This is a genomic window from Eubacterium ramulus, from assembly GCF_045002895.1.
In the GTDB taxonomy this organism is placed as follows: Bacteria; Bacillota; Clostridia; order Lachnospirales; family Lachnospiraceae; genus Eubacterium_I; species Eubacterium_I ramulus.
This window is the reverse complement of record NZ_CP173382.1, coordinates 1,303,020-1,327,879: the sequence shown is the minus strand read 5'-3', so window position 1 is coordinate 1,327,879 and position 24,860 is coordinate 1,303,020. Positions and strand designations below refer to the sequence as shown.

The following is a 24,860-nucleotide window of genomic DNA, read 5'->3' as shown; positions in this document are numbered from 1 at the left end:
TTTCAGATTTCTTATCAAAAATTCCAGAGCATTCCTGAAATGTGGCAACGAAAAAATCGCCACTTAAGCATAATAGCACTAAATCTCTGCAAAGTACAGTAATTTTACAAGAAAATGAAAAACATTTTCAAATCATATTGACATTTGAAAAAATGGTGATAAAATGAAAACAATTTTCAAATTAGAGAGGGATAACAATGGGAAAAGCACAATATAAAACAAAACAGATGAGTGAAATTTTGAATTTCCTTCAACAAATGGAAGGAACGCATGTTACAGTAGCTGATATCTGTGATTATTTTAAGAAAAAAGGAATTGCAGTCGGTATGACAACGGTCTATCGTCAGTTAGACAAAATGGTCAGTGAAGGACTGGTTGCTAAATATGTGATTGATGGAAGCAGCAGTGCGTGTTTTGAATATACTGGTGATAGCAGACATGAATGTAAAGAGCAGACGTATCATTGTAAATGCGAAAAATGCGGGAAACTCATTCATTTGCAGTGCAGCGAAGTGGAAAACCTGACGCAACACATCAAGGAGCATCATGGATTCAAATTAAATCCGTTACGTACCGTTTTCTATGGAATATGCAGTGACTGCCAAAAATCAGAAATATAATGAGGTAGTGGAAAACATTCTTCAAATTTTTAACTTTGGATTCCATGCAGTCTACGACATCTGATGATGTTAAAAACGGAACTACATATCTGTCTGTAATGCAGAGTAATCTGGATGTCTTAAAACAGGCTTTGCAGTAGGAGGATGGTATGGCACAACTTATTGTAAATATTTAACAAAAGTTAGCAAGAATTCTCCTTCCTCTACAGGACGCCACTGAAAAAGTCCTTATTTTGTGCAAAACAGCACAAGATAAAGTATATTTGTATGTTTTGTGCTACTATATATTGTATGCAAAAACAGTTTTTCAGTGGCGTCCTACAGGTGGGAGATGAATTGTAGAAAAAGAAAACAGAACACTTGTTCTGCAACGCAAGGTGTGGTATACTATAATCAGTCGAAAGGCTTGAATGAAAAAGTAAATTCTACCTGGCAAGAGTTAATTCTACGTCTGTAGAATTAACTCTTGCATAGATTTTATTCTTCATTTTTTGTACAATGTCAAGGCAGTTGATTGCCTGCCTGTGCAGAAAGTGAGGTTATTATGAATGAGAACCGACCAAAAGGCAATCAGAAGCATATAGATCTATCAGGAAGAATTCGTATAGAACAAGGTCTAAATAATGGCGAATCATTTAGAACTATTGCTAGAGATTTAAACAAGGATCCTAGCACTATATCTAAAGAGGTAAGACGTCATTCTGTTATTAAAGAACGTAAGCCTGATGCCTTTGCACCTATACCCTGCGCTAATAATTACGATACCTCTAAACCGAAAGCCAATGTATGCAAGATACTTCATGGATGCGGAGATAATGAGTGCACTCATAAATGTGTTAACTGCAGAAAGGCAAGATGCAGTGAAATTTGTAACCACTATAAGCCGAGACAGTGTGAAAAACTTGCTAAGCCTCCATATGCATGTAACGGCTGTCCAAAGAAAACGAACTGCATGATGGATAGAAAAATATATTCATCCAAGTACGCTCAGGATACCTATGAGACACTGAGAACGACAAGCAGAGAAGGTATTAATCAAACGCCTGAAAGCATTCAGAAATTAAATGACCTGCTGTCTCCGCTCATTAAAAAGGGACAATCAATAGCTCATATCTATGCTTCTCATGCAGAGGAAATTGCTTGTTCAAGAAGAACTATTTACTCCTATATTGATAGTGGTGTTTTCGAAGTCAGAAATATGGATTTACGTCGTAAGGTCGTATACAAACCAAGGAAGAAAAAAACTGCCACCAGTACAAAAGATCGTGCATTTAGAAAAGATAGAGGCTACAAAGAGTTTCAAGAATATATAAATAAAAATAAACCTACATACATCGTAGAAATGGATACAGTGGAGGGTGTTAAAGGCACAAAACCATGTTTTTTGACGATGCTTTTTAGAAACTGTAAGTTAATGCTTATGTTCCTTTTGAAAGAGCAAACTCAGGATGAGGTCAATAAAGTTTTTGACTATTTAACTGAAGTCCTTGGCATTGAATTATTTCAAAAACTATTTGAGGTAATAATCACAGATAATGGACATGAATTCCAGGATAGATGGAATTTAGAGTGTGATGATAACGGTGAAATGAGAACGCGAATTTATTATTGTGATCCTAATCGTTCTGACCAAAAGGGTGCGCTTGAAAAAAATCACGAATACATAAGATATGTTCTTCCTAAAGGAACAAGTTTTGAGAACATAACAGAAGAAACAACACTGTTATTGCTTAATCATATCAATAGTGAAAAACGAGACAGCCTCAATGGACATAGTCCATATGAGGTGTCTCGAATCTTGCTGGATAATAGACTTCATGAAGCTCTTGGATTAATTGAAATCCCGGCAGATGAAGTAACACTAATCCCAGCATTAGTAAAATAAAAATAGTGTAAGCACAGGCAAGTTTCACTGCATAGAATTTAGTCTTTCCAACAGACATGTGGAATTTAGTCTCGCACACTATTTCCAGATGTCTCTTTCTCATGCAGAAAAACGTACAATCTGTACCGTATGAAGACATTATATACTAAAAAATGCGGGATGTATACTTCCTAAAGTAGAAGTTAATCCCGCATAAATTCAAGAAAGCTAAAAAGTAGAATTTACTTTTTCATTCAAGCAATCAGTCGAAAGAATAGGAAGGACTGATTATATGGACAAAATGGATCATAATGCACATTCAGTATATTTGATGTATTATCATCTGATCATGGTTGTAAAATACCGAAGAAACGTAATAGATGATCCGATTTCGGAACGTGCAAAAGAGATCTGGGAACGTATTGCACCTGATTATGGAATCACACTGGAAGAATGGAATCATGATGTTGATCATGTGCATGTTATGTTTCGGGCACAGCCAAAATCAGAACTCAGCAAATTTATCAATGCGTATAAAAGTGCAAGCAGCCGGTTGTTAAAAAAGGAATATCCACAGATCAGGGAAAGACTTTGGAAGGAAGCATTCTGGAGCCAGAGTTTCTGCCTGTTGACAGCGGGTGGGGCACCGATTGATGTTATCCGTAATTATATCGAGACGCAGGGAGAGAAAAAAAGATGAATATAGCTTACCGTTTTCGGATATATCCAAACAGAGAACAGGAAGTCCTGCTCGCAAAAACATTTGGCTGCTGTCGTTTTTTATATAATCAGATGTTGAATGATAAGATACGGGAATATGAAGCATCGAAAAAAATGCTGCGAAATACACCGGCGATGTATAAAAAAGCATATCCATTTTTGAAAGAAGTGGATTCCCTGGCACTTGCAAATGTGCAGCTGCATCTGGAAAAGGCATATAAGAATTTTTTCAGGGATCCAAAGATTGGCTTTCCAAAATTCAAATCAAAACACAGGATCCGAAAAAGTTATACGACAAATGTGGTCAATGGAAATATTCAGGTAGAAGATTATCGGATAAAACTTCCGAAGCTGAAGTGGATCCGTATGAAAAAACATCGTGATATTCCAGAAAAATATTGCCTGAAATCCGTAACAATAAGTATGGAACCATCCGGAAAGTATTATGCAAGTCTATTATATGAAAAATCTGACTGTGAAAACCAAGCAGAAGAATTTGATTATGAAGACGCAAAGATACTTGGGATTGATTATGCAATGCATGGGATGGCTGTGTTTTCTGAAGATATACAGAAGGAAAATGAAGGATACTTCAGAAAAAGTGAGGAGCGGCTGGCAAGGGAACAGAGAAAGTTATCCCATTGCGTGAAAGGAAGCAATAATTATAACCGACAGAAAAAACGTGTTGCATTATGTCATGAAAAAATCCGAAACCAGAGGAAAGATTTTCTGCATAAACTGAGTCATGAAATAGCAGAGGCATATGATGTTGTTGCAGTAGAAGATATTGATATGAAAGCAATGAGCCAGTGTATGCATTTTGGAAAAAGTGTCATGGATAACGGTTACGGAAAGTTTCGGGAATTGCTGGAATATAAGCTGACATGGAGAGGAAAGAAATTGGTACGTGTAGACCGTTTTTTTCCTTCCAGTAAAAAATGCTGTAAATGTGGCAATATAAAGAAAGAACTGAAACTTTCGGACAGAGTATATCTTTGCACATGTGGAAATCGGATAGACCGGGATCTGAATGCGGCAATCAATATACGTGAAGAAGCACGTCGTATGTTGTTAGCAGGATAAATGGGAAGTGTCTGTATCCAGACAATGAAAATATCCCATAACTGGGTAAAAATGAATCGCGGGGCACGCGAGGATAGCTTGTAGATACTTGGCTCAGTAGAGCCATTGAGCAAGAAGCCCCCACTTCAAAATCTGTGATTTAAGTGGTGGGAGCATGTCACGTGTCTGCAATAAAATGGTGATTGCCTTTGCAATCGTTACCTTGTTTTGCATGAATGGATGCAATAAAAAAACAGTATCGGCACTTTTATCTACGCTCTGTGTGCTGGCAATGGTTATGACAGTTTTCTCCCTGGTTGTACATCATACAGAAGAACTGGATTTTTCTACTATGGAATATCTGGATCTCAGAAGTATCGATAATCCGGAAGAAATATTTTATGCAGAAATATTACTGTCCGGGCTGGGTGCCATTATGGATGTTGCGGTAGATATATCAACTGCATTAAGTGAAATTATAAAGCTGAAACCAGAAATATCATTTCGGCAGCTGTTTCGATCAGGCAGAGAAATCGGACATGATATTATGGGGACGATGATTAATATATTGCTGTTTGTGTTTATCAGTGGATTGATACCAATGTGCCTGATTCGTATGAATAATGATGTATCGTTTCTGACAATTATTCGTTTGCATATTCCGTGTGAACTTTGCCGCTTTTTTGTGGAAAGTATCGGTATTGTACTTGCAATACCAGTTTCCGTGCTAATTACCTCCGGAATATTAAAAAGTAATTTGAAAAAGAGGACAACGTTATGTTAGTGATATTTGGTTTAATATTGGTTGCTTTGATTGCCATTGTCGGGGGCGACAGAGGAGTGATGTCTCTAATTGCATTGGCAGGGAACCTGCTTATTCTGTGCATTGCGATCTGGCTTATTGCCAGCGGAGTACCGGTTTTTCCAGTGACGATTTGTCTCAGTGTGGTTATTTGTTGCATTACGTTGTTTTACCAAAACGGAATAAACCGAAAAACGCTATCTGCGTTTACGGCAGTGCTTATTACAATATTCATTTTGTTTTTTGCAATTGGCATTGACTGTTTCTACTTCACTCTATGAAGTGAAGATACATAAACCAGATATGAGTAACACAGAACTGTTTCAGAGTGGAATGCAGATTGGAAAAAGCATATTGGGAACAACGGTTAATACGTTACTGTTTGCTTATCTTGGTGAATCCATGATTTTGTTTGCATACTTGCGAATGCAAAAACAATCCTTGGGGATTCTGTTAAATTCCAGGCTTTTGTTTCAAAATTGTATTTTTATGATTTTTGGAGCACTGTCCTGTGTACTTGTCATACCGATATCTACTTTATTAATGAAAAAATTATGTGGAGGAAACCATGACAGATAAATTACAACTTTAGAAAGAAGAATATACAGGTGAAAAAGCAGATTCGCAAAAATGTGGGTCTGTTTTTGTATATATAAAAATAATTACCGTACAAATATGGTGAAATTTTTGAAAAAGTACGAATTTTATATACAGTAAAACAGAAAATTTTATGCTATACTGTCTTTATACTATATTTTGCAAAGGACAGAAATTATGATTATTCATACAGGGATGCGTACTGACATTCCAGCATTTTATGCAGACTGGTTTGCGAACAGAATACGGGAAGGATTTGTCTGTGTGCGAAATCCCTATAATCCAATTCAAGTGACGGAATACAGTTTAGATCCTTCCGTTGTAGATCTGATCGGATTTTGTACAAAGAATCCGGAACCAATGCTAAAATATATGGATTTATTGCAGCCATATGGCATGTATTGGTATGTAACAATTACACCTTATGGAAAAGAAATTGAACCGATGGTTCCGGATAAAGAGCATGTGCTTTTGTCATTTCAGAAATTATCTGAGATTGTAGGAATTGATTCAATTGGCTGGAGATATGATCCCATTGTTGGGGATGACACTTATACGGCAGATTATCATATCCGGCAATTCACGCATATTGCATCTGTACTGGAAGGATATACCAAAAACTGTGTGATCAGCTTTATTGATCTGTATCAGAAAGTGCGAAAGAATTTCCCGGAAGTGCGGGCAGTGGAAAAAGAAGAACGTCTGTATCTTGGTAAGGCAATGATTGAGATTGCAGCAGAACATGGTATGACGGTCCGCCCATGTGGAGAAGGTGACGAACTGGCAGTATATGGAGCAGACTGCAGCGGATGCATGACAGAACAGATTTATGAACAGGCATTGCATACAAGCATGGATTTTCCAAAGAGAAATCAGCTTCGGAAAGAATGTGCCTGTTTGTTGGGAGCAGATATCGGAGCCTATAATACTTGTCTGCATCTGTGTCGGTATTGTTATGCAAATTATGATGCGGATACGGTAAATACAAATTATGCCAGACATGATCCGACCTCACCGTTTTTGATTGGAAATCGGATGCCGGATGATAGGGTGCATAAGGCGGAGCAGAAAAGCTGGATCAATGGTCAGATGACATTGGCTGATTTTATGTAAAGCGAGGTGCAATATGAATGTATCAACAATGGCTGCCATCAATAGTATAAATACAATGAATCTAATGATGGCACTTCAATTGGAAGTAAATACAATATTTGTAGTAAATGACGGAAAGGAATATGAAGAAATGAGTACATTATTAGAGCAGTTCAGCATGGGAAAGACATTTGAACGGTAAAAAGAATGATTTTAAGGGAGATATGATAGCGTATCTCCCTGTATTTGTATGATGAATCTGCAGATAGCTGGCGATTGAGTCCGGCATATGATCTCACATACAGCAACACATATTATGGGGAACATACGACTACGGTAGATGGAAATGGTCGTAATCCTGGAAAGAAAGAGCTTCTTGCAGTTGGAACTATGGCTGGAATGAAAAAAGAACTCTGTATGGATATCATAACTGAGATAAAAAGTTCTATAAATGGAATGCTTGAAATGTATTTAAAATAAAGATTTGAAAAAAATGTAGATTAAAATATGAATTTTATGGAGTAACGAGAATGACAGCAGAAGAATTTAGAAATACAATAAAAAACGAATCTTATATTGGTGGTGGAAGTCCTTTGCATCTGGAGTTCCATGCATTTTCCCAACGTGCAATGAAACTAACATGTGAAATGAATTACAATTATCATACACCAGAAGAATTGCGAAGCTTGATGAGTAAACTGACGCAGTCAGAAATTGATGAAACATTTGGAATTTTTCCACCATTTTATACGGACTGTGGAATTAATATCCACATCGGAAAAAATGTGTTTATTAACAGTGGGTGTAAGTTTCAGGATCAGGGAGGTATTTTTATCGATGATGGTGCCCTGATTGGTCATAATGTAGTGATTGCGACATTAAATCATGATATGAATCCGACGAAGCGCGCATCAATGATTGCACAACCAATTCACATAGGTAAAAATGTCTGGATTGGATCAAATGCGACTATTTTAGCAGGAGTGTCTATTGGAAATGGCGCTGTAATAGGTGCCGGATCTGTGGTAACAAAAGATGTGCCGGAGAATACCGTCTATGCCGGAGTTCCTGCAAAAAAGATAAAAGATATATCAGATGAGAGATAACGCCTTTATAGGTGGTAAACAACAAGTGTAGATCAGTAATGGGACTCAATCTCCCATCTGATATAGCCTCTGGCAGAATTGCAGAGATGCACAGAAGAATATGTCATGCGCTGCATGACGTGCATCTCGCAGTACGAATGCCGAGGGCATTCTTGAATAGATGAGTGATGAAAAATGAATGTCGTTAAGAAAAAAGCATATTATCATTTACCGGGGTTGTTTGAATTTTATGATCTGTATCGAATATTCCTTCCTCTTTATCAGGAGCACAGAGAGTATTTTTATGACTGGTGCGAGATCAGTTCCATTTACGGTGCACCGGAAGGCTGTCTCTGGGGCGGTGGAAGAATCGGATGTGGAGATGAAAATCCGCAAGAAGTTTTAAAATTGATAAATGAATATGGCATATCTGCCCGATTGACTTTCAGTAATTCCATGCTTAGAAAAGCACATTTATCAGATAGAAAGTGCAACGAATTATGTGCCTTATTTGAGCAAGGAAGTGAAGATGGTAATTCAGATAATAATAGTGTAAAAAATGGTGTTATCGTCCATTCAGAATTACTGGTGGATTATTTAAAACAAAACTATCCGAATCTTTATTTAGTATCTTCCACAACGAAAGTATTGACCGATTTTCACGAATTTGCGGAAGAAGTAAAACGAAAAGAGTTTCAGTATATCGTACCTGATTTTCGATTAAATAAATCCTTTGATCAGTTAAATACATTGACGCTATCAGGAAAAGACAAAGTAGAATTTTTGTGCAATGAGTGTTGTTGGATTGGCTGCAAAGATAGAAGGAAATGTTATGAGACGGTCAGTCTACAAAATCTGGATGAAAACTGTCCAGATCATCGTTGTACAGCACCAAATGCTGCATATGGATATCGTTTTTCAGAGGCGATGAAAAATCCAGCATTTATCAGTATTGGCGATATTCAGAATGTGTATGTGCCAATGGGATTTACAAATTTTAAAATTGAAGGCCGTGGATTAGGTAGTGCCATTGTATTAGAATTTTTATTGTATTATATGACCAAACCAGAGTATCAACTGCAGGTCAGAGAAGCAATTTATCTGGATAGTATGTTGGATTTATTTTAATAAACAAAAAGTATCGACAGAACATATCCAATCTGGCAAAATCTTGGACATAAGGATGTTTATTATATTGTTTCAGCAGGACTTGGAACAGATATCATTGAACGTTCCCTTGGAGATTTGGATGGATTTGTGGAGCATTTGGATCATTCTGTGGTGAAGGGAAGAATTTATGCGCCAAATATCATGGAGGCCGGATTGGTAAAAGAATGTCCACAGGTTTTACAACAGGCATATGATATGGGAAAATATGTATGATTGAGTGGATTACTATATGATAGAATCAAAACTGACCGTGAATTTGAGAAAGAAAAGTTATCAGTAGAACATTGGATCTGGATAATATGCTTACGTTAGATGCCTTCCTGGAATGGTATATGAAGGCGAAATGCTATAAATGATTGACAAATACATATAACATCGTTAATATAAAAAAATACATGAAATAAATGAATAATAAGTTTGTCTCAACATAAAAGAAGACTATAAATTTTACTGTTTCTGAACATAACAGTTTGGTTTATAGTCTTTTTTGGTGTATGATAGAAAATAGGAAGTAGAGGAGAGGTTGGAAAATGTCTATTATTTTTGGAATACTGGCAGGTATTGGTGTCCCGATTCAAACAAGCATCAATGCAAGATTACGGAAAAAAGTAGGTTCCCCTTATCGGGCATCGCTTGTATCTTTTGCAGTTTCATTGATATTTTTAGTATTGTTATTATTGATTTTAGGACAGGGTGTACATATTCCATTTGATAAAATGTTGCATGAGCCAGTCTGGATTTGGTTTGGTGGAATCTGTAGTTTTATATATGTTACTGGAAATATTTTACTGTTTGCAAAATTGGGCGGAACGCTTGCGGTTATACTGCCGGTTCTGGGGCAGATTCTGGTGGGGCTGGTAATTGATCATTTTGGATTCTTTTATTCATTGAAAACACCGATTTCCGTATTTCGGATCTTTGGAGCGGTTTTGGTTGTAGCTGGCGTAGTAATTGTATCTCTGGCAAAAAGAGAAGCCGGCAAAAATAATCCGAAAGAAAATGCACATGCGGATATCTGGCTATGGAGAATATTTGGTGTATTGTCCGGTGCATTAAGTGGTGTGCAGACTGCCATTAACGGACATCTGGGAAAAGTTGTCGATTCTCCGATCAAAGCGTCTGCTATTTCATTTACAGTTGGATTAAGCTGTTTATGCGTTATTTGCATCGGTTTACGATTGATGCAGGGGAAATGTGCGGTGGTGCAGACACGGGAACATATGAATGAGAAAAATCCATGGTGGATGTGGATCGGAGGCGTATTCGGTGGCATTTATGTACTTGCAAACGTAGAGTTGGCAGAAATTTTTGGAACGGGACTGGCAGTCATCATTATTCTGATCGGTCTGACAACCGGCGGCATACTAGTAGATCATTTCGGGTTATTTGAATCTCCGAAAAAAACGATGAATGTACAGAAAATCGTTGGTGTTTGCGTGATGGTGTTTGGTGCTACTTTAATAAAATTATTGTAACAGTGAAATGAAATCATAAAATGATACAATGCAGTAAATCTTTGTACAATAAATAAAGGGTAATTTATGAAATCAATATCTATTTATGCATTAACCAGAAAACAGAATATTGAACATTTACAAAAACTGGAGCAGCAGTTATCCGGCAGAGAACACATGCTGAAAATGAAAGAGTGGGAACTGGAAAGTATGCGCGCACTGGTGGAGCGGCTGGAACTTCATATGCAGGATGTATCAGCACTTCGACTGTTTTATTCTTTTCAGATTCCACGTCTAGGCAAAGAATTTGATTTGTTGCAGATCAGAGAAAATCAGATCATCAACATTGAGCTGAAAAGTGGAGCAGTTTCTGAGGAAGCGATACAAAAACAATTAATTCAAAATCGATATTATCTGTCCGCACTTGGTAAACCGATTCAGTCTTATACTTATATCAGCAGTCAGAATCGCCTGATGCGGTTGACAAATCACGATCATGTAATAGAGGCAAGTTGGAATCAGTTGTGTGCGGCTTTGCAAAAAGAGGGCAAGGACTATTCTGGTGATATTGAAAATCTGTTTCGGGCAGAATGGTATCTGTTTTCGCCGTTGACAGAACCGAATCGATTTTTAAACAAAGAATATTTTCTGACGGCACAGCAGCGGGATATCAAACGTCAGATTTTAAAGAAAATCTGCGAGGAACAGACCGGATATTTTTCTTTCAGTGGTCTGCCTGGGACCGGAAAGACATTGCTTCTTTATGATATTGCCATGAAACTATCCAACCGACAGCAGGTCTGTATCATTCATTGTGGGGAAGCAGGAAAGAAATGGGAAATTTTACATAAACGTTTACAGCGAATTGATTTTTTGTCAGATAATCAGTTGGAAACACAATTTTCGTTAGAGGATTATCATGCAATATTGGTGGATGAGGCACATCTGCTTTCGGTTGAAAAATTAAATGTATTACTGAATATGAGTGAAGATCGTCCGATCATTTTTTCCAGTGATTCAGAAGAAATGATCTCACCGAAAGAAATAGATCAGAGTACCATGAAACGAATGGAAGAACTGCCGAACCTACAGACCTTCCGCTTGACAAATCGGATTCGAACTAATGCGGAACTTTCTTCTTTTATTCAAAATATGATGCACTTGCCTGTAAGGAAAAATCAAAATGAATTTCCGCATGTGTCTGTGGTGTATGCAAATGATGCAAAAGAAGCAGATATATTGGTGCGGGATTACATACGGCAGGGATATCATTTTCCGCAGATGGAAAGGGCAGAGCTTGGGGTTACAGCGATTTGTGATACGGTGAAAATGGTTGTAGTGTTAGATGAACGTTATTACTATGACGATGAACTGTATTTCAGATCCATACATCCGATGCGAAATGGACAATCTGAAGTACGGAGCTTATTTCACCTGTTGAATCAGGCAAAGGAAAATCTGACTTTTGTAGTTAAGGGGAACGAAACGGTGTATGGTATTTTACTTGATATGAAATAAAATTTGAACGCAAAATAAGCATTCCCCCGCGTCAAGTGAACGAATGGAGAGAACTAAATGAAAAGGGATGGCATGATTTATGAATTTTAAAAAGATAGATATTGAAAATTGGGTGCGTAAAGAACATTATCGGTATTATACAGAAAAATTGAAAATAGAAGTAAATATGACAGCACCAATTGATGTTAAAAATTTATTGGATTTCTGCTATATTCACAACTACAAATTTTATCCGACTGTAATATATATTGTTACCAAAGTTCTTAATAAAATAGAAAATTTCAAGATGTTTCGGGACAACAAAGGAAATTTATGCGTATGGGATAAAATAAATCCAAATTATACAATTTTTCATCAGGATGACAAAACTTTTTCCGATTGCTGGTCGGAATATGAGGAAGATTTTGAAAAATGCTTTCAGAATATAACAACAGATATGCATACTTATAAGGACAAAAAAGGAATTAAAGTAAAAGAACAACAACCGGCAAATTTTTATTGTATCTCCTGTACACCTTGGACGGCTTTTACTGGTTATGGAAGCAGAGTGGCAAATGGGGAACCGGCTTTTTTCCCAATTATTACGATGGGAAAATATGAAAAGAATGGTAATAGAATAGATATGCCCGTAAATATTACGATTGCTCATGCTGTAGCGGATGGCTATCATATCGGGTTATTTTTTGAATATCTGCAAAACGAAATAAATGCACTCAAAAATTGAGATTGTTGATATTCTAATAGCAGACAAACTTGGCAGATCCACCATTTACAAAGAATTGGAGAGAAGAACACATGAAACTTGGACTTGTACAAATTATAGGTTAGATTATATGAAAAAGAAGAAATTTATTTTTATTATACTTGTGATAGTAGTCGTCATAGTTATTGGCATTTTCCTTCGATATCAGCATACTTCTCCGAAAAGATTAGCTGATTTATCCGAACAAAAATATGAACAAGTGCACAGCTCCATAGATTATGATCAGGATGGCATTGACGATCAGACAGACATCCTTCAGGGAGCTTTGAATTATATTAACACAAAACCGAAGTATAAGAGTAAATATTATAACAGTGGTTATTCGAATGATAATTATGGTGTGTGTACGGATGTGGTAGCATTTGCAATGCAGGCTGCCGGTTATGATCTGATGCAGCTTGTAAATGAAGACATTCAGAATCATCCGGAAGATTATGATATCCAAGAGCCAGATTCAAACATTGACTTTCGCAGAGTGAAAAATCTACAGGTGTTTTTTGCCAATAATGGAGAAAGCCTGACCACCGATGTTTCCAAAACAGAGCAGTGGCAGGGCGGAGATATCATCATTTTTCAAAAGCATATCGGGATTGTTTCAGACCGGAGAAATAAAAATGGTGTTTCATATGTGATTCATCACAATGATCCGTGGCAGAAATCCTATGAATAGGATATTTTGGAAAAACGGGATGATATTGTGGGACATTATCGTTGGAAGTAGAATGTCATATAAGGCTAACGTCAGCTACCCGGAATTAAGTCCTATAAGCAGGAAGTAAAAGGAGCCGAAAATGGCTCCTTTTTAAAATGTAATACGCATCTGATACCATTCTGCGCCGCCATGATCGGATTCAGAAAGTCCTTCATTTACAAAACCGAATTTTGCATAGTAGTGCAGCAATTTTTCTTTGCAGGTCAGAACAAGTCCTTTTCGGCCCTGTGCTTTTGCGTCTGCAATGCAGGATTTGATCAGTTCACCGGCATAGCCATGTTTGCGATAATCAGGAATCGTATTTACACCAAAAATCATCTGCCATGCGCCGTTAGGGTTGTGCAGGGAAGCGTCATGGAACATTTCGTCGGTCAGAGTTTCTTCATCTGTTACAAATCCATCCACAAAGGCAATGAGTTTATCTTCATCAAACATCAACCAGAAATGGTCGTTATAATATGTCAGTCGTTTGGAAAATTCTTCTCTGGAAGCCGCTTCTGCCGCTGGAAAACATTCTGCTTCCACAGCAGTGATCGCATTTAAGTCATTCATAGTAGCAGTTCGTATGGTCATTTTTTCACCTCAAAAATATTTTAGTATCATGTTTCTCTATTATAACATTGCATGTTGGCAATGTGTAGTAGAGGAATGGAAAAAAATGTATTTGCAAATCATATGTGTTATAATATCCCTATAGTTTTTGGATTCAGAAGGAGAAAATTATGGAACTCACAATGCTTGGAACCGGAAGTGCGCTTGTGACGGAGTGCTACAACACCTGCTTTGTATTACAGGAAGATCAGCAATATTTTATGGTAGACGGTGGTGGAGGAAGTACGATACTGCATCAGTTAAAACACGCCGGAATCAACTGGAAGGACATCAAAACCATTTTTGTGACGCACAAGCATATTGATCATATTACCGGTATCATTTGGATGTTGCGTATGATCTGTCAGCACATGAGACAGGGCGAATATGAAGGTGAGGCCACGGTCTATGCGCATGAAGAATTAATTGAACTGCTGAAAAATCTGGCAGTGAAACTTCTGCAAAAGAAAGATGTTGCGTTTATTGGAAAACGACTGCATCTCATTCCCGTTGCAGATGATGAGTCTGTCAGCATTTTATCTAAAAAAGTTACGTTTTTCGATATCCAGTCAACGAAAGCGAAACAATTCGGTTTCTGCATGGAACTTGGTAATGGAGAAAAACTTACCTGTTGCGGTGATGAGCCATATAATCCATGTGAAAAACAGTTTGCAGAGAACAGCACATGGTTATTGCATGAAGCATTTTGTCTGGAGAGCGAAGCAGATATTTTTCATCCGTATGAAAAGCATCATTCCACAGTGGCAGATGCAAGCAAACTGGCAGAAGAATTGCATGTAAAAAATCTGTTGTTATATCATACGGAAGACATAAATCTGCTACGAAGAAAAGAACTTTATCAAAATGAAGGACGAAAGTATTTCAATGGAATTATTTTTGTGCCGGAAGATTTAGAGACGCTGGTTCTCTAAAGAAAATAGAAGGAAACGTTATCTAGTCACTATTTTTATAAAAACAAAAAGAACATAAACATAATAATATAGATAGACTTAATAAATAGGATACGTGGAGGATATTATTTATGAAATGGATGATCGCATCAGATATTCATGGATCAGCATATTATTGCAGAGAACTGCTGGAAGCATACAGCAGGGAAAAGGCAGACAGATTATTATTACTGGGAGACATTTTATATCACGGCCCCAGAAATGATCTGCCAAAAGACTACAATCCAAAGGAAGTGATCGCACTTTTAAATCAACACAAACAGGATATTCTCTGTGTGCGGGGAAATTGTGATACGGAAGTAGACCAGATGGTGCTGGAGTTCCCGGTTCTGGCAGATTATTGTGTAATCGCAGATGAGAAAAATGTAATTTATGCCACACATGGTCATCATTTTAATGAGGGCAATCTGCCACCTCTTCAGAAAGGAGATATTTTGCTGAATGGACATACCCATGTACCAAAATGTGTGGAACATCCGGATTATATTTACATGAATCCCGGATCTGTTTCTATTCCAAAAGAGGAAAGTTGGCATGGATATATGATATATGAAAATGGCAAATTTATATGGAAAAATTTACAGGGAACAGAACAGATGCGGTATTGCTTTAACTGATTTTTTTATGTAGCTATTTGGTAGCATCTGTTGGAGGAGACATTTATGAGAAATATCGTATTTCACAAAGAAACAAAAACATTTCATTTATATAATGACAAAATAAGTTACATTATGTGCGTATTAAAAAACGGACATATGGGACACCTTTATTTTGGAAAAAGAATTCATGATAAGGCAGATTTTTCTTATCTGGTCGAAGAATGTCAGCGTCCCATGAGTTCGTATATATATGAGGGTGACCGGAATTTTTCTCTGGAGCATATCAGGCAGGAATATCCGGTATACGGGACAACGGATTACAGACATTCTGCAATTGAAATATTGCAAAAAAATGGAAGTCGAATCTCAGAATTTGTGTATGAAGGATATGAGATTACAGCGGGAAAGGTAAAATTACAGGGGCTTCCGGCTACTTATACAGAATCAGACGAAGAAGCAATGACACTTCGGGTTTATTTGAAAGATGCATTGACCGGTGTGCTGCTGGAACTTTTGTATACTGTTTTTTCTGAGTATAATGCAATTGCACGGAGCGTTTGTGTGAAAAATACGGGAACAGAAACGGTGCATCTGTTAAATGTAATGAGTCTGAGTCTGGATCTCCCAGATCAGGATTATGTGTGGATGCAGCTATCAGGAGCATGGGCGAGAGAACGCTATATAAAAGAAAGAACATTGGAACAGGGAATCACAGCAATTGACAGCAGGCGCGGAAATTCTTCTCATGAACACAATCCATTTATGGTTTTACGGAGAAAACATACGAATGAATATCGGGGAGAAGCAATCGGATTCAGTCTGATCTACAGTGGCAATTTCCGTATTCAGGCGGAAGTCGACACGCACAATGTAACAAGAATAACAGCAGGAATAAATCCGAAAGGATTTGACTGGAAACTGGAAGCTGGAGAAATGTTCCAAACTCCGGAAGCAGTCATGGTCTATTCAGAGAGTGGATTAAATGGAATGAGTCAGACATTTCATAAGCTTTACGGAAGACGTCTGGCCAGAGGCTACTGGAGGGATCGATGCAGACCGATTCTGATCAATAACTGGGAAGCTACTTATTTTGATTTTACAGAAGAACGTCTGGTTGAAATTGCAAGTAAAGCAAAGAAATGTGACGTAGAATTATTCGTTTTGGATGATGGCTGGTTTGGTGCCAGAAGAAATGACCGCGCTGGACTGGGAGACTGGATTGCAAATATGGAGTTACTGCCAAATGGAATCAGTGGACTTGCAAATCGAATCGAAGAACTTGGAATGAAATTTGGTCTCTGGATTGAACCGGAAATGGTGAATAAAGATTCTGATCTGTATAGAAAACATCCAGACTGGATCTTACAGACACCGGGACGACGAGTATCTCATGGAAGATATCAATATGTACTGGATTTTTCAAGAAAAGAAATTGTGGATTATATTTATGGGATGATTGCAAAATTGCTTTCTGAGTCAAACATATCCTATATAAAATGGGATATGAACCGGAGCATTACGGAATGTTACAGTATCGCATATCCGGCGGATCAGCAGGGAGAAATTTTTCATCGCTATATTTTGGGCGTTTATGATCTGTATGAACGTCTGACTTCAGCGTTCCCGGAGGTGCTTTTTGAGTCCTGCGCAAGCGGAGGAGGGCGTTTTGATCCAGGAATGCTTTATTATGCACCGCAGGGATGGGTTAGTGACGATTCAGATGCTGTAGAACGGTTGAAAATACAATATGGGACATCCATGTGTTATCCGCTCAGCAGTATGGGAAGCCATGTATCTGTAATACCAAATCATCAGGTTTTTCGTAATACACCGTTACATACAAGGGCAAATGTTGCGTATTTTGGAACGTTTGGTTATGAACTGGATTTGAATAAGTTGTCTGATGCAGAGATAGAAGAAGTGAAAGCACAGATCCGATTTATGAAGGAATATCGTGAATTACTTCAGTTCGGTACATTTTACAGATTGAAAAGTCCGTTTAACGGAAATGAAACGGTCTGGATGGTTGTCAGTGAAGATAAAAGCAAAGCACTTGTGGGCTATTACAGAGTTCTGAATGGTGTAAATCTGCCATATAGCTGCGTAAAACTACAGGGATTGGATCCGGATAAACTGTATGAGAATGAACTGGCAAATACAGAACATTATGGTGATGAACTGATGAACCTTGGATTGATCACTACGGATGTGAGTGCAGGAGAAGTTCCGCAAGGTGCAGAGCCATGTACGGATTTTGAATCCAGAATTTATTTATTAAAGGAAAAACAGAGTACGAACTAAAATATTTTTTGTATTTCATCTGAAACTGAACCTGGAATTTGAACATGGCATGAAATATCTGAGATAAAAGCCCCGGCAGCAGAGTGATAAGAACATTCTGTTACCGGGGGAAATTTTTGAACTGTCGTTCAAGAAGTTATCGTTTGTGCAAAGCACAAACTTATTTTTGGTTTTCTTTTGCCAGTTCCTGCATTCTCATTGCACGAACTTTTAACGGCAGACCGAATAATGTAATGAATCCATCTGCATCGTGATGATCGTAAAGGTCACCAGTTGTAAAACTTGCCAGAGACTCACTGTATAAGGAGTATGGGGAAGTAGTACCGGCTTTGATGATGTTTCCTTTATAAAGTTTGAATTTAACTTCACCGGTCACATATTTCTGAGTGGACTCTACAAATGCCTGAACAGCTTCACGAAGCGGTGTGAACCATTTTCCTTCGTATACGATCTGGGCCATGCGGTTACCCATATCTTTCTTTGTATCCATAGTAGCACGGTCAAGCGTCAGCTCCTCTAACTGTTTCTGAGCCTCAAGTAAGATTGTTCCGCCAGGAGTCTCATATACACCACGGGACTTCATACCAACAACACGGTTTTCAACGATATCGATGATACCGATACCATGTTTTCCGCCAAGACGGTTCAGCTCGCGGATGATATCAGCAACTTTCATCTCTTTGCCGTTTACAGTTTTCGGGACACCGGATTCAAATGTCATTGTAACGTATTCCGGTTCATCCGGTGCTTTTTCCGGAGAAACACCTAATACAAGAAGGTGGTCATAGTTCGGTTCATTGGCAGGATTCTCCAGTTCCAGCCCTTCATGGCTGATGTGCCATAAGTTGCAGTCACGGCTGTAGCTCTGATCCATAGCGAACGGAAGATCGATGCCATGTGCTTTGCAGTATTCAACTTCGCCTTCACGGGAATCAATGGTCCACTTCGGATCACGCCATGGAGCAATGATCTTGATATCCGGAGCCAGTGCTTTGATAGAAAGCTCAAAACGGATCTGATCATTTCCTTTTCCGGTTGCACCGTGGCAGATAGCAACAGCGCCTTCTTTTCTGGCAATCTCAACTAATTTTTTTGCAATACCCGGACGAGCCATAGCAGTACCAAGTAAGTATTTGTTCTCATATACAGCACCTGCCTGAACGCAAGGAAGGATGTAATCCTCTGCGAATTCGTCACAGATATCTTCGATATATAATTTAGCAGCACCTGAGTACTGAGCACGCTCCTCAAGTCCTTCTAACTCTTTACCTTGTCCGCAGTCGATGCAGCAGCATACTACATCATAATCATATGTTTCTTTTAACCAAGGGATGATGGCTGTTGTATCAAGTCCGCCGGAATATGCTAAAATAACTTTTTCTTTCATTGTAATAGATCCTTTCTTTCTTATCGTTAAGCAGGTCTGTCGCAGACCGTTTCTTCTGATTTTTTCTGAAAACAAACATATCTTTTGCTTTCGACCTGATTCATCATACTACAATCGGATTCAGAATGCAAGTGTAAATTTATACATATTTTGTTTATAAAAATACATCTTTTTATTCAGTGCGCACAGAATGGCAAAAAAAGGAAAAAGTCCTTTTCTTTTGAAAAAACTTGTGTTATTATTTGATGCAGGACAAAAATACATAGAAAAGGCAAGAATGAATGGAAAAATGAATAAGTGTATAAATATACACCCTTATGTATAAAAAACACAGAGTTGAAAATCAATACTTTACGAATTGCATGAGAAGTATTATTATAGGAAACAGTTCATTCGACAAAATTAAGGAGGCTGCAAATGATTAAAGCAGGTATTATCGGAGCAACAGGTTATGCAGGAGCAGAACTTGTACGTATTCTGATGGGACATAAAGAAGTTGAGATTGTCTGGTATGGATCCAGAAGTTATATTGACCAGAAATATGCATCTGTATATCACAATATGTTTGAGATTGTAGATGCAGCATGTCTGGATGATAATATGGAAGCACTTTGTGAACAGGTAGATGTGATTTTTACTGCAACACCGCAAGGTTTTTTGGGATCTGTTCTGACAGAGGAGATTTTATCCAAAACAAAGATTGTAGATTTGAGTGCGGACTTCCGTATCAAAGATATCGCTACATATGAGAAATGGTATAAGATTGAGCATAAGAGTCCACAGTTTATTGAAGAAGCAGTATATGGTCTGTGTGAAATTAACCGTGATAAAGTAAAAAATGCCCGTCTGGTGGCGAATCCAGGATGTTATACAACCTGTTCTATTTTAACTGCTTATCCGCTTGTAAAAGAAGGTCTGATTGATCCGGATACACTGATCATTGATGCAAAATCCGGTACTTCCGGAGCTGGTCGCGGTGCAAAAGTTGCAAATTTATTCTGTGAAGTAAATGAAAATATGAAAGCATATGGTGTGGCAACGCATCGTCATACTCCGGAAATTGAGGAGCAGCTTGGTTATGCAGCTGGTAAAGAGATTGTTATCAACTTTACACCTCATCTTGTTCCGATGAACCGTGGTATTCTGGCAACAGAGTATGCCACTTTAAACAGGAAAGCTGACGGATCCCTTCCTACTTATGAAGAAGTGAAAGCTGCTTATGATAAATATTATGCGAATGAGAAATTTGTTCGTGTGCTGGAAAAAGATATTGTGCCTGAAACAAAATGGGTAGAGGGCAGCAACTATGTGGATGTTAATTTCAAGATTGACGAGCGTACCGGAAGAGTTGTTATGATGGGGGCCCTTGATAATCTTGTGAAAGGTGCTGCGGGACAGGCAGTTCAGAATATGAACCTGCTGTTTGGTCTGGATGAAAGCGAAGGATTGAATCTTGTTCCGATGTTCCCGTAATTATAAATATGTATGGAAGGAAACAAGATTTTATGGAAATAAAGATTCGCCCGATGACGATGAAAGATTATGATGAAGTATATGCACTGTGGATGACCATAAAAGGATTTGGAATCCGAAGCATTGATGATTCCAGAGAAGGGACAGCGCGTTTTCTGAAACGGAATCCGACTACCAGTATTGTGGCAGAAGCGGACGGCAAACTGGTAGGGGCGATTTTATGCGGACATGACGGCAGAACCGGCTGTTTTTACCATGTGTGTGTGAATGAGGCTTATCGTAACCACGGCATTGGAAAGCAGATGGCAACAGCGGCAATGCGTGCCTTACAGCGTGAGCAGATCAACAAAGTAAATCTGATCGCTTTTAAGAAAAATGAACTCGGCAATCACTTCTGGCAGGACGAAGGCTGGAAAATGCGAGACGATGTGAATTATTATGATTTTATATTGAATGACGAGAATATTACAAAATTCAATGAATAAGACAAATTAAATTTTAGAACAAATAATAAAAAACAGCAGATACAACGATACCGATGTGAAAATGTATCTGACAGGAGGATTGGATCATGAAACAGATTACAGGTGGCGCGACAGCGGCAAAAGGATTCCAGGCAGCTTGTACCGCGGCAGGAATCAAATATGAAAATCGTACTGATATGGCAATGATTTACAGCCAGGTACCGTGTCGTGTGGCAGGAACGTTTACGACAAATCTTGTAAAGGCAGCACCGGTACTCTGGGATCGGGATATCGTGAAAAACAGTGACTATGCGCAGGCTGTTGTTGTCAATGCAGGTATTGCAAATGCCTGCACCGGACAGGAAGGATTGGATTATTGTCAGAAGACCGCCGATCAGGCAGCTAAAGTATTGGGAATCCCGGCGAGTGCAGTTTGTGTGGCATCTACCGGTGTCATTGGCAAACAGCTTCCGATCGATCGTATTATGGCAGGTGTTGATGCATTGGCACCAAAGCTTGCGGACGGTGTGGAAGCAGGAAATGCGGCTGCTAAGGCGATCATGACTACAGATACACATGAAAAAGAAGTTGCTGTTACATTTGAAATTGGCGGTAAAACCGTTACAATCGGTGGCATGTGCAAAGGTTCCGGAATGATTCATCCAAATATGTGCACGATGCTTGCCTTTGTTACAACAGACCTTGCGATTTCCAAAGAGTTATTACAGGAAGCACTTTCTGCAAATGTAAAAGATACCTTTAATATGATTTCCGTAGACGGAGACACATCCACAAATGATACACTGCTTCTGATGGCAAATGGTCTCGCAGAAAATCCGGAGATTACAGAAAAAGGTGCTGATTATGATGCATTCTGTGAAGCTTTGAATTTTGTAAACACAACACTGGCAAAAATGATGGCAGGGGACGGTGAAGGTGCAACTGCGTTATTTGAAGTGACAGTTGTGAATGCAGAGACAAAAGAACAGGCGCAGGTACTTGCAAAATCTGTAATCTGCTCCAGCCTGACAAAAGCAGCGATTTTCGGACATGATGCAAACTGGGGAAGAATCCTTTGTGCCATGGGATATTCCGGAGCAACATTCGATCCGGATAAAGTAGATCTGTATTTTGAGAGCAAAGGCGGAAAAATAAAACTCATTGAGAATGGCGTCGCACTTGATTACAGTGAAGAAGAAGCCACAAAGATTTTATCCGAGCCGGAAGTAACCGCAATCGCAGATTTGAAACTGGGTGATGCACAGGGGACGGCATGGGGCTGTGATCTGAGCTATGATTATGTAAAAATCAATGCGGATTACCGTTCTTAATGCAAGCATATTTTAACGATAGGTATTAATTTGTTTGCAAGAGATAAGAGAAAAAAGTGATTTGTTACAGGAGGACAGATAAATGAAGGAAGATAAATATGAAGCATTGCGGGCAAAGGCTGAGGTGCTGATAGAGGCATTACCCTATATCCAGCGTTTTAACCGCCGGATCATTGTTGTAAAGTATGGTGGAAGTGCCATGCTCGATGAAGAATTAAAGCAACGTGTTATCCAGGATGTCACACTGCTGAAACTGGTTGGTTTCAAACCAATTATCGTACATGGTGGTGGAAAAGAGATCAGCAAATGGGTGGCAAAAGCCGGAATGGAACCGGAGTTTGTAAACGGTCTGAGAAAAACAGATGCTGAGACAATGGAAATCGCAGAGATGGTACTTGGAAAAGTCGGAAAATCTCTGGTATCCATGGTAGAGAAACTTGGTGTTCAGGCAGTCAGCATCAGCGGTAAAGACGGTGGTTTGCTGAAGGTTGAGAAAAAATATTCCCAGGGACAGGATATCGGTTTTGTAGGCGATGTAAAATCCGTGGATCCGAAGATTTTATTTGATCTTCTGGAAAAAGATTTTTTGCCAATTGTCTGCCCGATTGGTTTGGATGATGATTATCAGACATACAATATCAATGCCGATGATGCAGCTTGCGCCATTGCAACAGCAGTTCATGCAGAAAAACTTGCATTTTTAACTGATATCGAAGGTGTTTACCGTGACCCGAAAGATCCGTCCACACTGATTTCTGAACTGACTGTTTCGGAAGCAAAAAACCTGCTCGACAGCGGTTATGTAGTTGGCGGTATGCTTCCAAAATTAAATAATTGCATTCATGCAGTGGAAAATGGTGTTTCCCGGGTACATATCTTAGATGGACGTATGGCTCATTGCCTGTTACTGGAAATTTTCACAAACAAAGGAATCGGTACGGCAATTCTTGGAGATGAGGAGGCAAAATTTGACCATGAATAAACAGAATTATATTGATCATGCGGAACAGGCACTGCTTCATACATATAATCGTTTCCCTGTTGTATTAGATCATGGGGAAGGTGTATATCTGTATGATACAGATGGAAAAAAATATCTTGATTTTGCAGCAGGTATCGCTGTCTGTGCTTTTGGATATGGAAAAAAAGAATACAACGATGCACTGAAAAATCAGGTGGATAAATTATTGCATACTTCTAATTTATATTATAACGTACCGACAATGGAAGCAGCTGAAAAAGCACTTGCTGCAGCAGATATGGATCGTATCTTCTTTACAAACAGTGGTACGGAAGCAATCGAAGGTGCATTAAAAGCAGCAAAAAAATATGCCTACAGCAGAGATGGACATGCAGGTCACGAAGTGATCGCAATGCAGCATTCTTTCCATGGCAGAAGTCTTGGTGCATTATCCGTAACCGGAACAAAACATTATCAGGAACCTTTTGAACCACTGATTCCGGGAATTCGTTTTGCTGAGTACAACAATCTGGAAAGCGTGAAAGCACAGATCACAGATAAAACCTGTGCCATTATTATGGAAACGGTACAGGGCGAAGGTGGCATTTATCCAGCTGACCCAGAGTTCTTAAAAGGCGTACGTGCTCTTTGCGACGAGAAAGACATTTTACTGATCCTGGATGAAATTCAATGTGGTATGGGACGTACCGGTGCAATGTTTGCATGGCAGAATTATGGTGTGAAACCGGATATTATGACTGTTGCAAAAGCACTTGGCTGTGGTGTGCCGGTGGGTGCATTTCTTATGACTCAGAAGGTGGCAGATAAATCTCTGGCACCCGGTGATCACGGAACAACTTATGGTGGAAATCCGTTTGTAGGAGCTGCAGTCAGCACAGTATTTGATATTTTCGAGAAGGATCAGATTATAAATCATGTACATGAAATCACACCGTATCTGGTGCAGAAACTGGATGAACTGGCTGCGAAATATGACTTTATCACAGATCGTCGCGGTATGGGACTTATGCAGGGACTGGAAATGGAAATACCGGTAGGACAAGTTGCTGCAAAAGCACTGGAGAAAGGTCTGATCATCATTACGGCAGGTTCCAACGTAGTTCGTTTTGTCCCACCATTGGTAATTGAAAAAGAACATGTGGATGAGATGGTTACAAAATTAGACGAGGTACTTGCAACTTTCTAATCCTTCTATCAGTCGGTTAAAAATCGAAAGATTGTCCGTCTTGAAGAAGATTTCAGCAGACAGTTGTGTTTTCCATTTGAAAGCATAGCTGTCTGTTTTTGACAGAAAATACAGAC

The 24,860-nt window shown here is 38.7% G+C and carries 25 protein-coding genes and 1 pseudogene; 24 read left to right on the top strand and 2 right to left on the bottom strand.

Translation table 11 applies throughout. The annotated features are described in order from the left end of the window. The first annotated feature begins 197 nt into the window (after window positions 1–197). The 16 genes and pseudogenes from ACIRUQ_RS06275 to ACIRUQ_RS06200 all read left to right on the top strand — a co-directional run bounded on the left by ACIRUQ_RS06275 (window position 198) and on the right by ACIRUQ_RS06200 (window position 13,417). The gene (locus ACIRUQ_RS06275) at window positions 198–620 is read left to right on the top strand and encodes a Fur family transcriptional regulator (RefSeq protein ID WP_021740704.1); all 423 of its coding nucleotides are present in this window, start codon (window positions 198–200) and stop codon (window positions 618–620) included. 544 nt (window positions 621–1,164) lie between these two features. Next, window positions 1,165–2,505 carry an IS30 family transposase gene (locus ACIRUQ_RS06270; protein ID WP_070103954.1) on the top strand — a complete coding sequence of 447 codons (1,341 nt, stop codon included), beginning with the start codon at window positions 1,165–1,167 and terminating at the stop codon, window positions 2,503–2,505. A gap of 271 nt (window positions 2,506–2,776) precedes the next feature. After that, complete coding sequence (tnpA, locus tag ACIRUQ_RS06265; protein WP_055196676.1) at window positions 2,777–3,184, top strand: IS200/IS605 family transposase; 408 nt, start codon at window positions 2,777–2,779, stop codon at window positions 3,182–3,184. Further along, complete coding sequence (locus ACIRUQ_RS06260) at window positions 3,181–4,287, top strand: RNA-guided endonuclease TnpB family protein (protein WP_055291234.1); 1,107 nt, start codon at window positions 3,181–3,183, stop codon at window positions 4,285–4,287. The genes tnpA and ACIRUQ_RS06260 overlap by 4 nt, the downstream gene beginning before the upstream one ends. A gap of 154 nt (window positions 4,288–4,441) precedes the next feature. Further along, window positions 4,442–5,050, top strand: a complete 609-nt coding sequence (locus tag ACIRUQ_RS06255) for a YibE/F family protein (protein ID WP_082432907.1) — start codon at window positions 4,442–4,444, stop codon at window positions 5,048–5,050. After that, window positions 5,044–5,647: pseudogene (locus tag ACIRUQ_RS06250) on the top strand (YibE/F family protein). Before ACIRUQ_RS06255 ends, ACIRUQ_RS06250 begins: the two are co-directional and overlap by 7 nt. Before the next feature lie 195 nt (window positions 5,648–5,842). After that, a complete protein-coding gene (locus tag ACIRUQ_RS06245) occupies window positions 5,843–6,778 on the top strand; it encodes a DUF1848 domain-containing protein (protein WP_021738677.1) in 936 nt (311 codons plus the stop codon). A gap of 13 nt (window positions 6,779–6,791) precedes the next feature. Further along, window positions 6,792–6,959, top strand: a complete 168-nt coding sequence (locus ACIRUQ_RS06240) for a hypothetical protein (RefSeq protein ID WP_021738678.1) — start codon at window positions 6,792–6,794, stop codon at window positions 6,957–6,959. Window positions 6,960–7,003: 44 nt separating this feature from the next. Continuing rightward, window positions 7,004–7,237 carry a HipA domain-containing protein gene (locus tag ACIRUQ_RS06235; RefSeq protein WP_021738679.1) on the top strand — a complete coding sequence of 78 codons (234 nt, stop codon included), beginning with the start codon at window positions 7,004–7,006 and terminating at the stop codon, window positions 7,235–7,237. A 50-nt stretch (window positions 7,238–7,287) separates the two neighbouring features. After that, on the top strand, window positions 7,288–7,863 hold the full coding sequence (locus ACIRUQ_RS06230) for a sugar O-acetyltransferase (RefSeq protein ID WP_021738680.1): 576 nt from the start codon (window positions 7,288–7,290) through the stop codon (window positions 7,861–7,863). 174 nt (window positions 7,864–8,037) lie between these two features. Next, window positions 8,038–8,970, top strand: coding sequence for a hypothetical protein (locus ACIRUQ_RS06225; protein WP_021738681.1), 933 nt, complete (start codon window positions 8,038–8,040; stop codon window positions 8,968–8,970). Between the two features lie 117 nt (window positions 8,971–9,087). After that, window positions 9,088–9,225 carry a hypothetical protein gene (locus ACIRUQ_RS06220; protein WP_242831189.1) on the top strand — a complete coding sequence of 46 codons (138 nt, stop codon included), beginning with the start codon at window positions 9,088–9,090 and terminating at the stop codon, window positions 9,223–9,225. Between the two features lie 317 nt (window positions 9,226–9,542). Beyond that, window positions 9,543–10,487, top strand: coding sequence for a DMT family transporter (locus ACIRUQ_RS06215; RefSeq protein WP_021738683.1), 945 nt, complete (start codon window positions 9,543–9,545; stop codon window positions 10,485–10,487). A 66-nt stretch (window positions 10,488–10,553) separates the two neighbouring features. Beyond that, a complete protein-coding gene (locus ACIRUQ_RS06210; protein ID WP_021738684.1) occupies window positions 10,554–11,984 on the top strand; it encodes a DNA/RNA helicase domain-containing protein in 1,431 nt (476 codons plus the stop codon). A gap of 79 nt (window positions 11,985–12,063) precedes the next feature. Beyond that, window positions 12,064–12,708 (top strand): chloramphenicol acetyltransferase, encoded by a 645-nt coding sequence (locus ACIRUQ_RS06205; RefSeq protein WP_021738685.1) that lies wholly within the window; start codon window positions 12,064–12,066, stop codon window positions 12,706–12,708. A 142-nt stretch (window positions 12,709–12,850) separates the two neighbouring features. Further along, on the top strand, window positions 12,851–13,417 hold the full coding sequence (locus ACIRUQ_RS06200; RefSeq protein WP_404856539.1) for a DUF1287 domain-containing protein: 567 nt from the start codon (window positions 12,851–12,853) through the stop codon (window positions 13,415–13,417). Between the two features lie 132 nt (window positions 13,418–13,549). On the opposite strand, the gene ACIRUQ_RS06195 is transcribed toward ACIRUQ_RS06200, so the two are convergent. Beyond that, window positions 13,550–14,032, bottom strand: coding sequence for a GNAT family N-acetyltransferase (locus tag ACIRUQ_RS06195; RefSeq protein ID WP_022035651.1), 483 nt, complete (start codon window positions 14,030–14,032; stop codon window positions 13,550–13,552). A 149-nt stretch (window positions 14,033–14,181) separates the two neighbouring features. Here ACIRUQ_RS06195 and ACIRUQ_RS06190 point away from each other — a divergent pair, with 149 nt between their 5' ends. From ACIRUQ_RS06190 to ACIRUQ_RS06180, 3 genes are all read left to right on the top strand, one after another. Next, window positions 14,182–14,982: an MBL fold metallo-hydrolase gene (locus ACIRUQ_RS06190; protein ID WP_021738688.1), complete on the top strand. Its 801-nt coding sequence runs from the start codon at window positions 14,182–14,184 to the stop codon at window positions 14,980–14,982. A 110-nt stretch (window positions 14,983–15,092) separates the two neighbouring features. Beyond that, window positions 15,093–15,638: a phosphodiesterase gene (gene yfcE, locus ACIRUQ_RS06185; protein WP_022035650.1), complete on the top strand. Its 546-nt coding sequence runs from the start codon at window positions 15,093–15,095 to the stop codon at window positions 15,636–15,638. Between the two features lie 45 nt (window positions 15,639–15,683). Then, complete coding sequence (locus tag ACIRUQ_RS06180) at window positions 15,684–17,921, top strand: alpha-galactosidase (protein ID WP_055291130.1); 2,238 nt, start codon at window positions 15,684–15,686, stop codon at window positions 17,919–17,921. A 160-nt stretch (window positions 17,922–18,081) separates the two neighbouring features. Here ACIRUQ_RS06180 and ACIRUQ_RS06175 read toward each other — a convergent pair whose 3' ends face one another. Further along, complete coding sequence (locus ACIRUQ_RS06175) at window positions 18,082–19,308, bottom strand: argininosuccinate synthase (RefSeq protein ID WP_021738691.1); 1,227 nt, start codon at window positions 19,306–19,308, stop codon at window positions 18,082–18,084. A gap of 417 nt (window positions 19,309–19,725) precedes the next feature. Between ACIRUQ_RS06175 and argC the strand changes: the two genes are divergently transcribed. The 5 genes from argC (at window position 19,726) to ACIRUQ_RS06150 (ending at window position 24,744) form a co-directional block, all read left to right on the top strand. Continuing rightward, window positions 19,726–20,781, top strand: a complete 1,056-nt coding sequence (argC, locus tag ACIRUQ_RS06170; protein WP_055291128.1) for an N-acetyl-gamma-glutamyl-phosphate reductase — start codon at window positions 19,726–19,728, stop codon at window positions 20,779–20,781. A 32-nt stretch (window positions 20,782–20,813) separates the two neighbouring features. After that, the gene (locus ACIRUQ_RS06165; protein WP_022035647.1) at window positions 20,814–21,266 is read left to right on the top strand and encodes a GNAT family N-acetyltransferase; all 453 of its coding nucleotides are present in this window, start codon (window positions 20,814–20,816) and stop codon (window positions 21,264–21,266) included. Between the two features lie 86 nt (window positions 21,267–21,352). Beyond that, the gene (argJ, locus tag ACIRUQ_RS06160; protein WP_055291124.1) at window positions 21,353–22,576 is read left to right on the top strand and encodes a bifunctional glutamate N-acetyltransferase/amino-acid acetyltransferase ArgJ; all 1,224 of its coding nucleotides are present in this window, start codon (window positions 21,353–21,355) and stop codon (window positions 22,574–22,576) included. 82 nt (window positions 22,577–22,658) lie between these two features. After that, the gene (argB, locus tag ACIRUQ_RS06155) at window positions 22,659–23,558 is read left to right on the top strand and encodes an acetylglutamate kinase (protein WP_021738696.1); all 900 of its coding nucleotides are present in this window, start codon (window positions 22,659–22,661) and stop codon (window positions 23,556–23,558) included. After that, complete coding sequence (locus tag ACIRUQ_RS06150; RefSeq protein WP_055291122.1) at window positions 23,551–24,744, top strand: aspartate aminotransferase family protein; 1,194 nt, start codon at window positions 23,551–23,553, stop codon at window positions 24,742–24,744. The genes argB and ACIRUQ_RS06150 overlap by 8 nt, the downstream gene beginning before the upstream one ends. Window positions 24,745–24,860 lie beyond the last annotated feature (116 nt).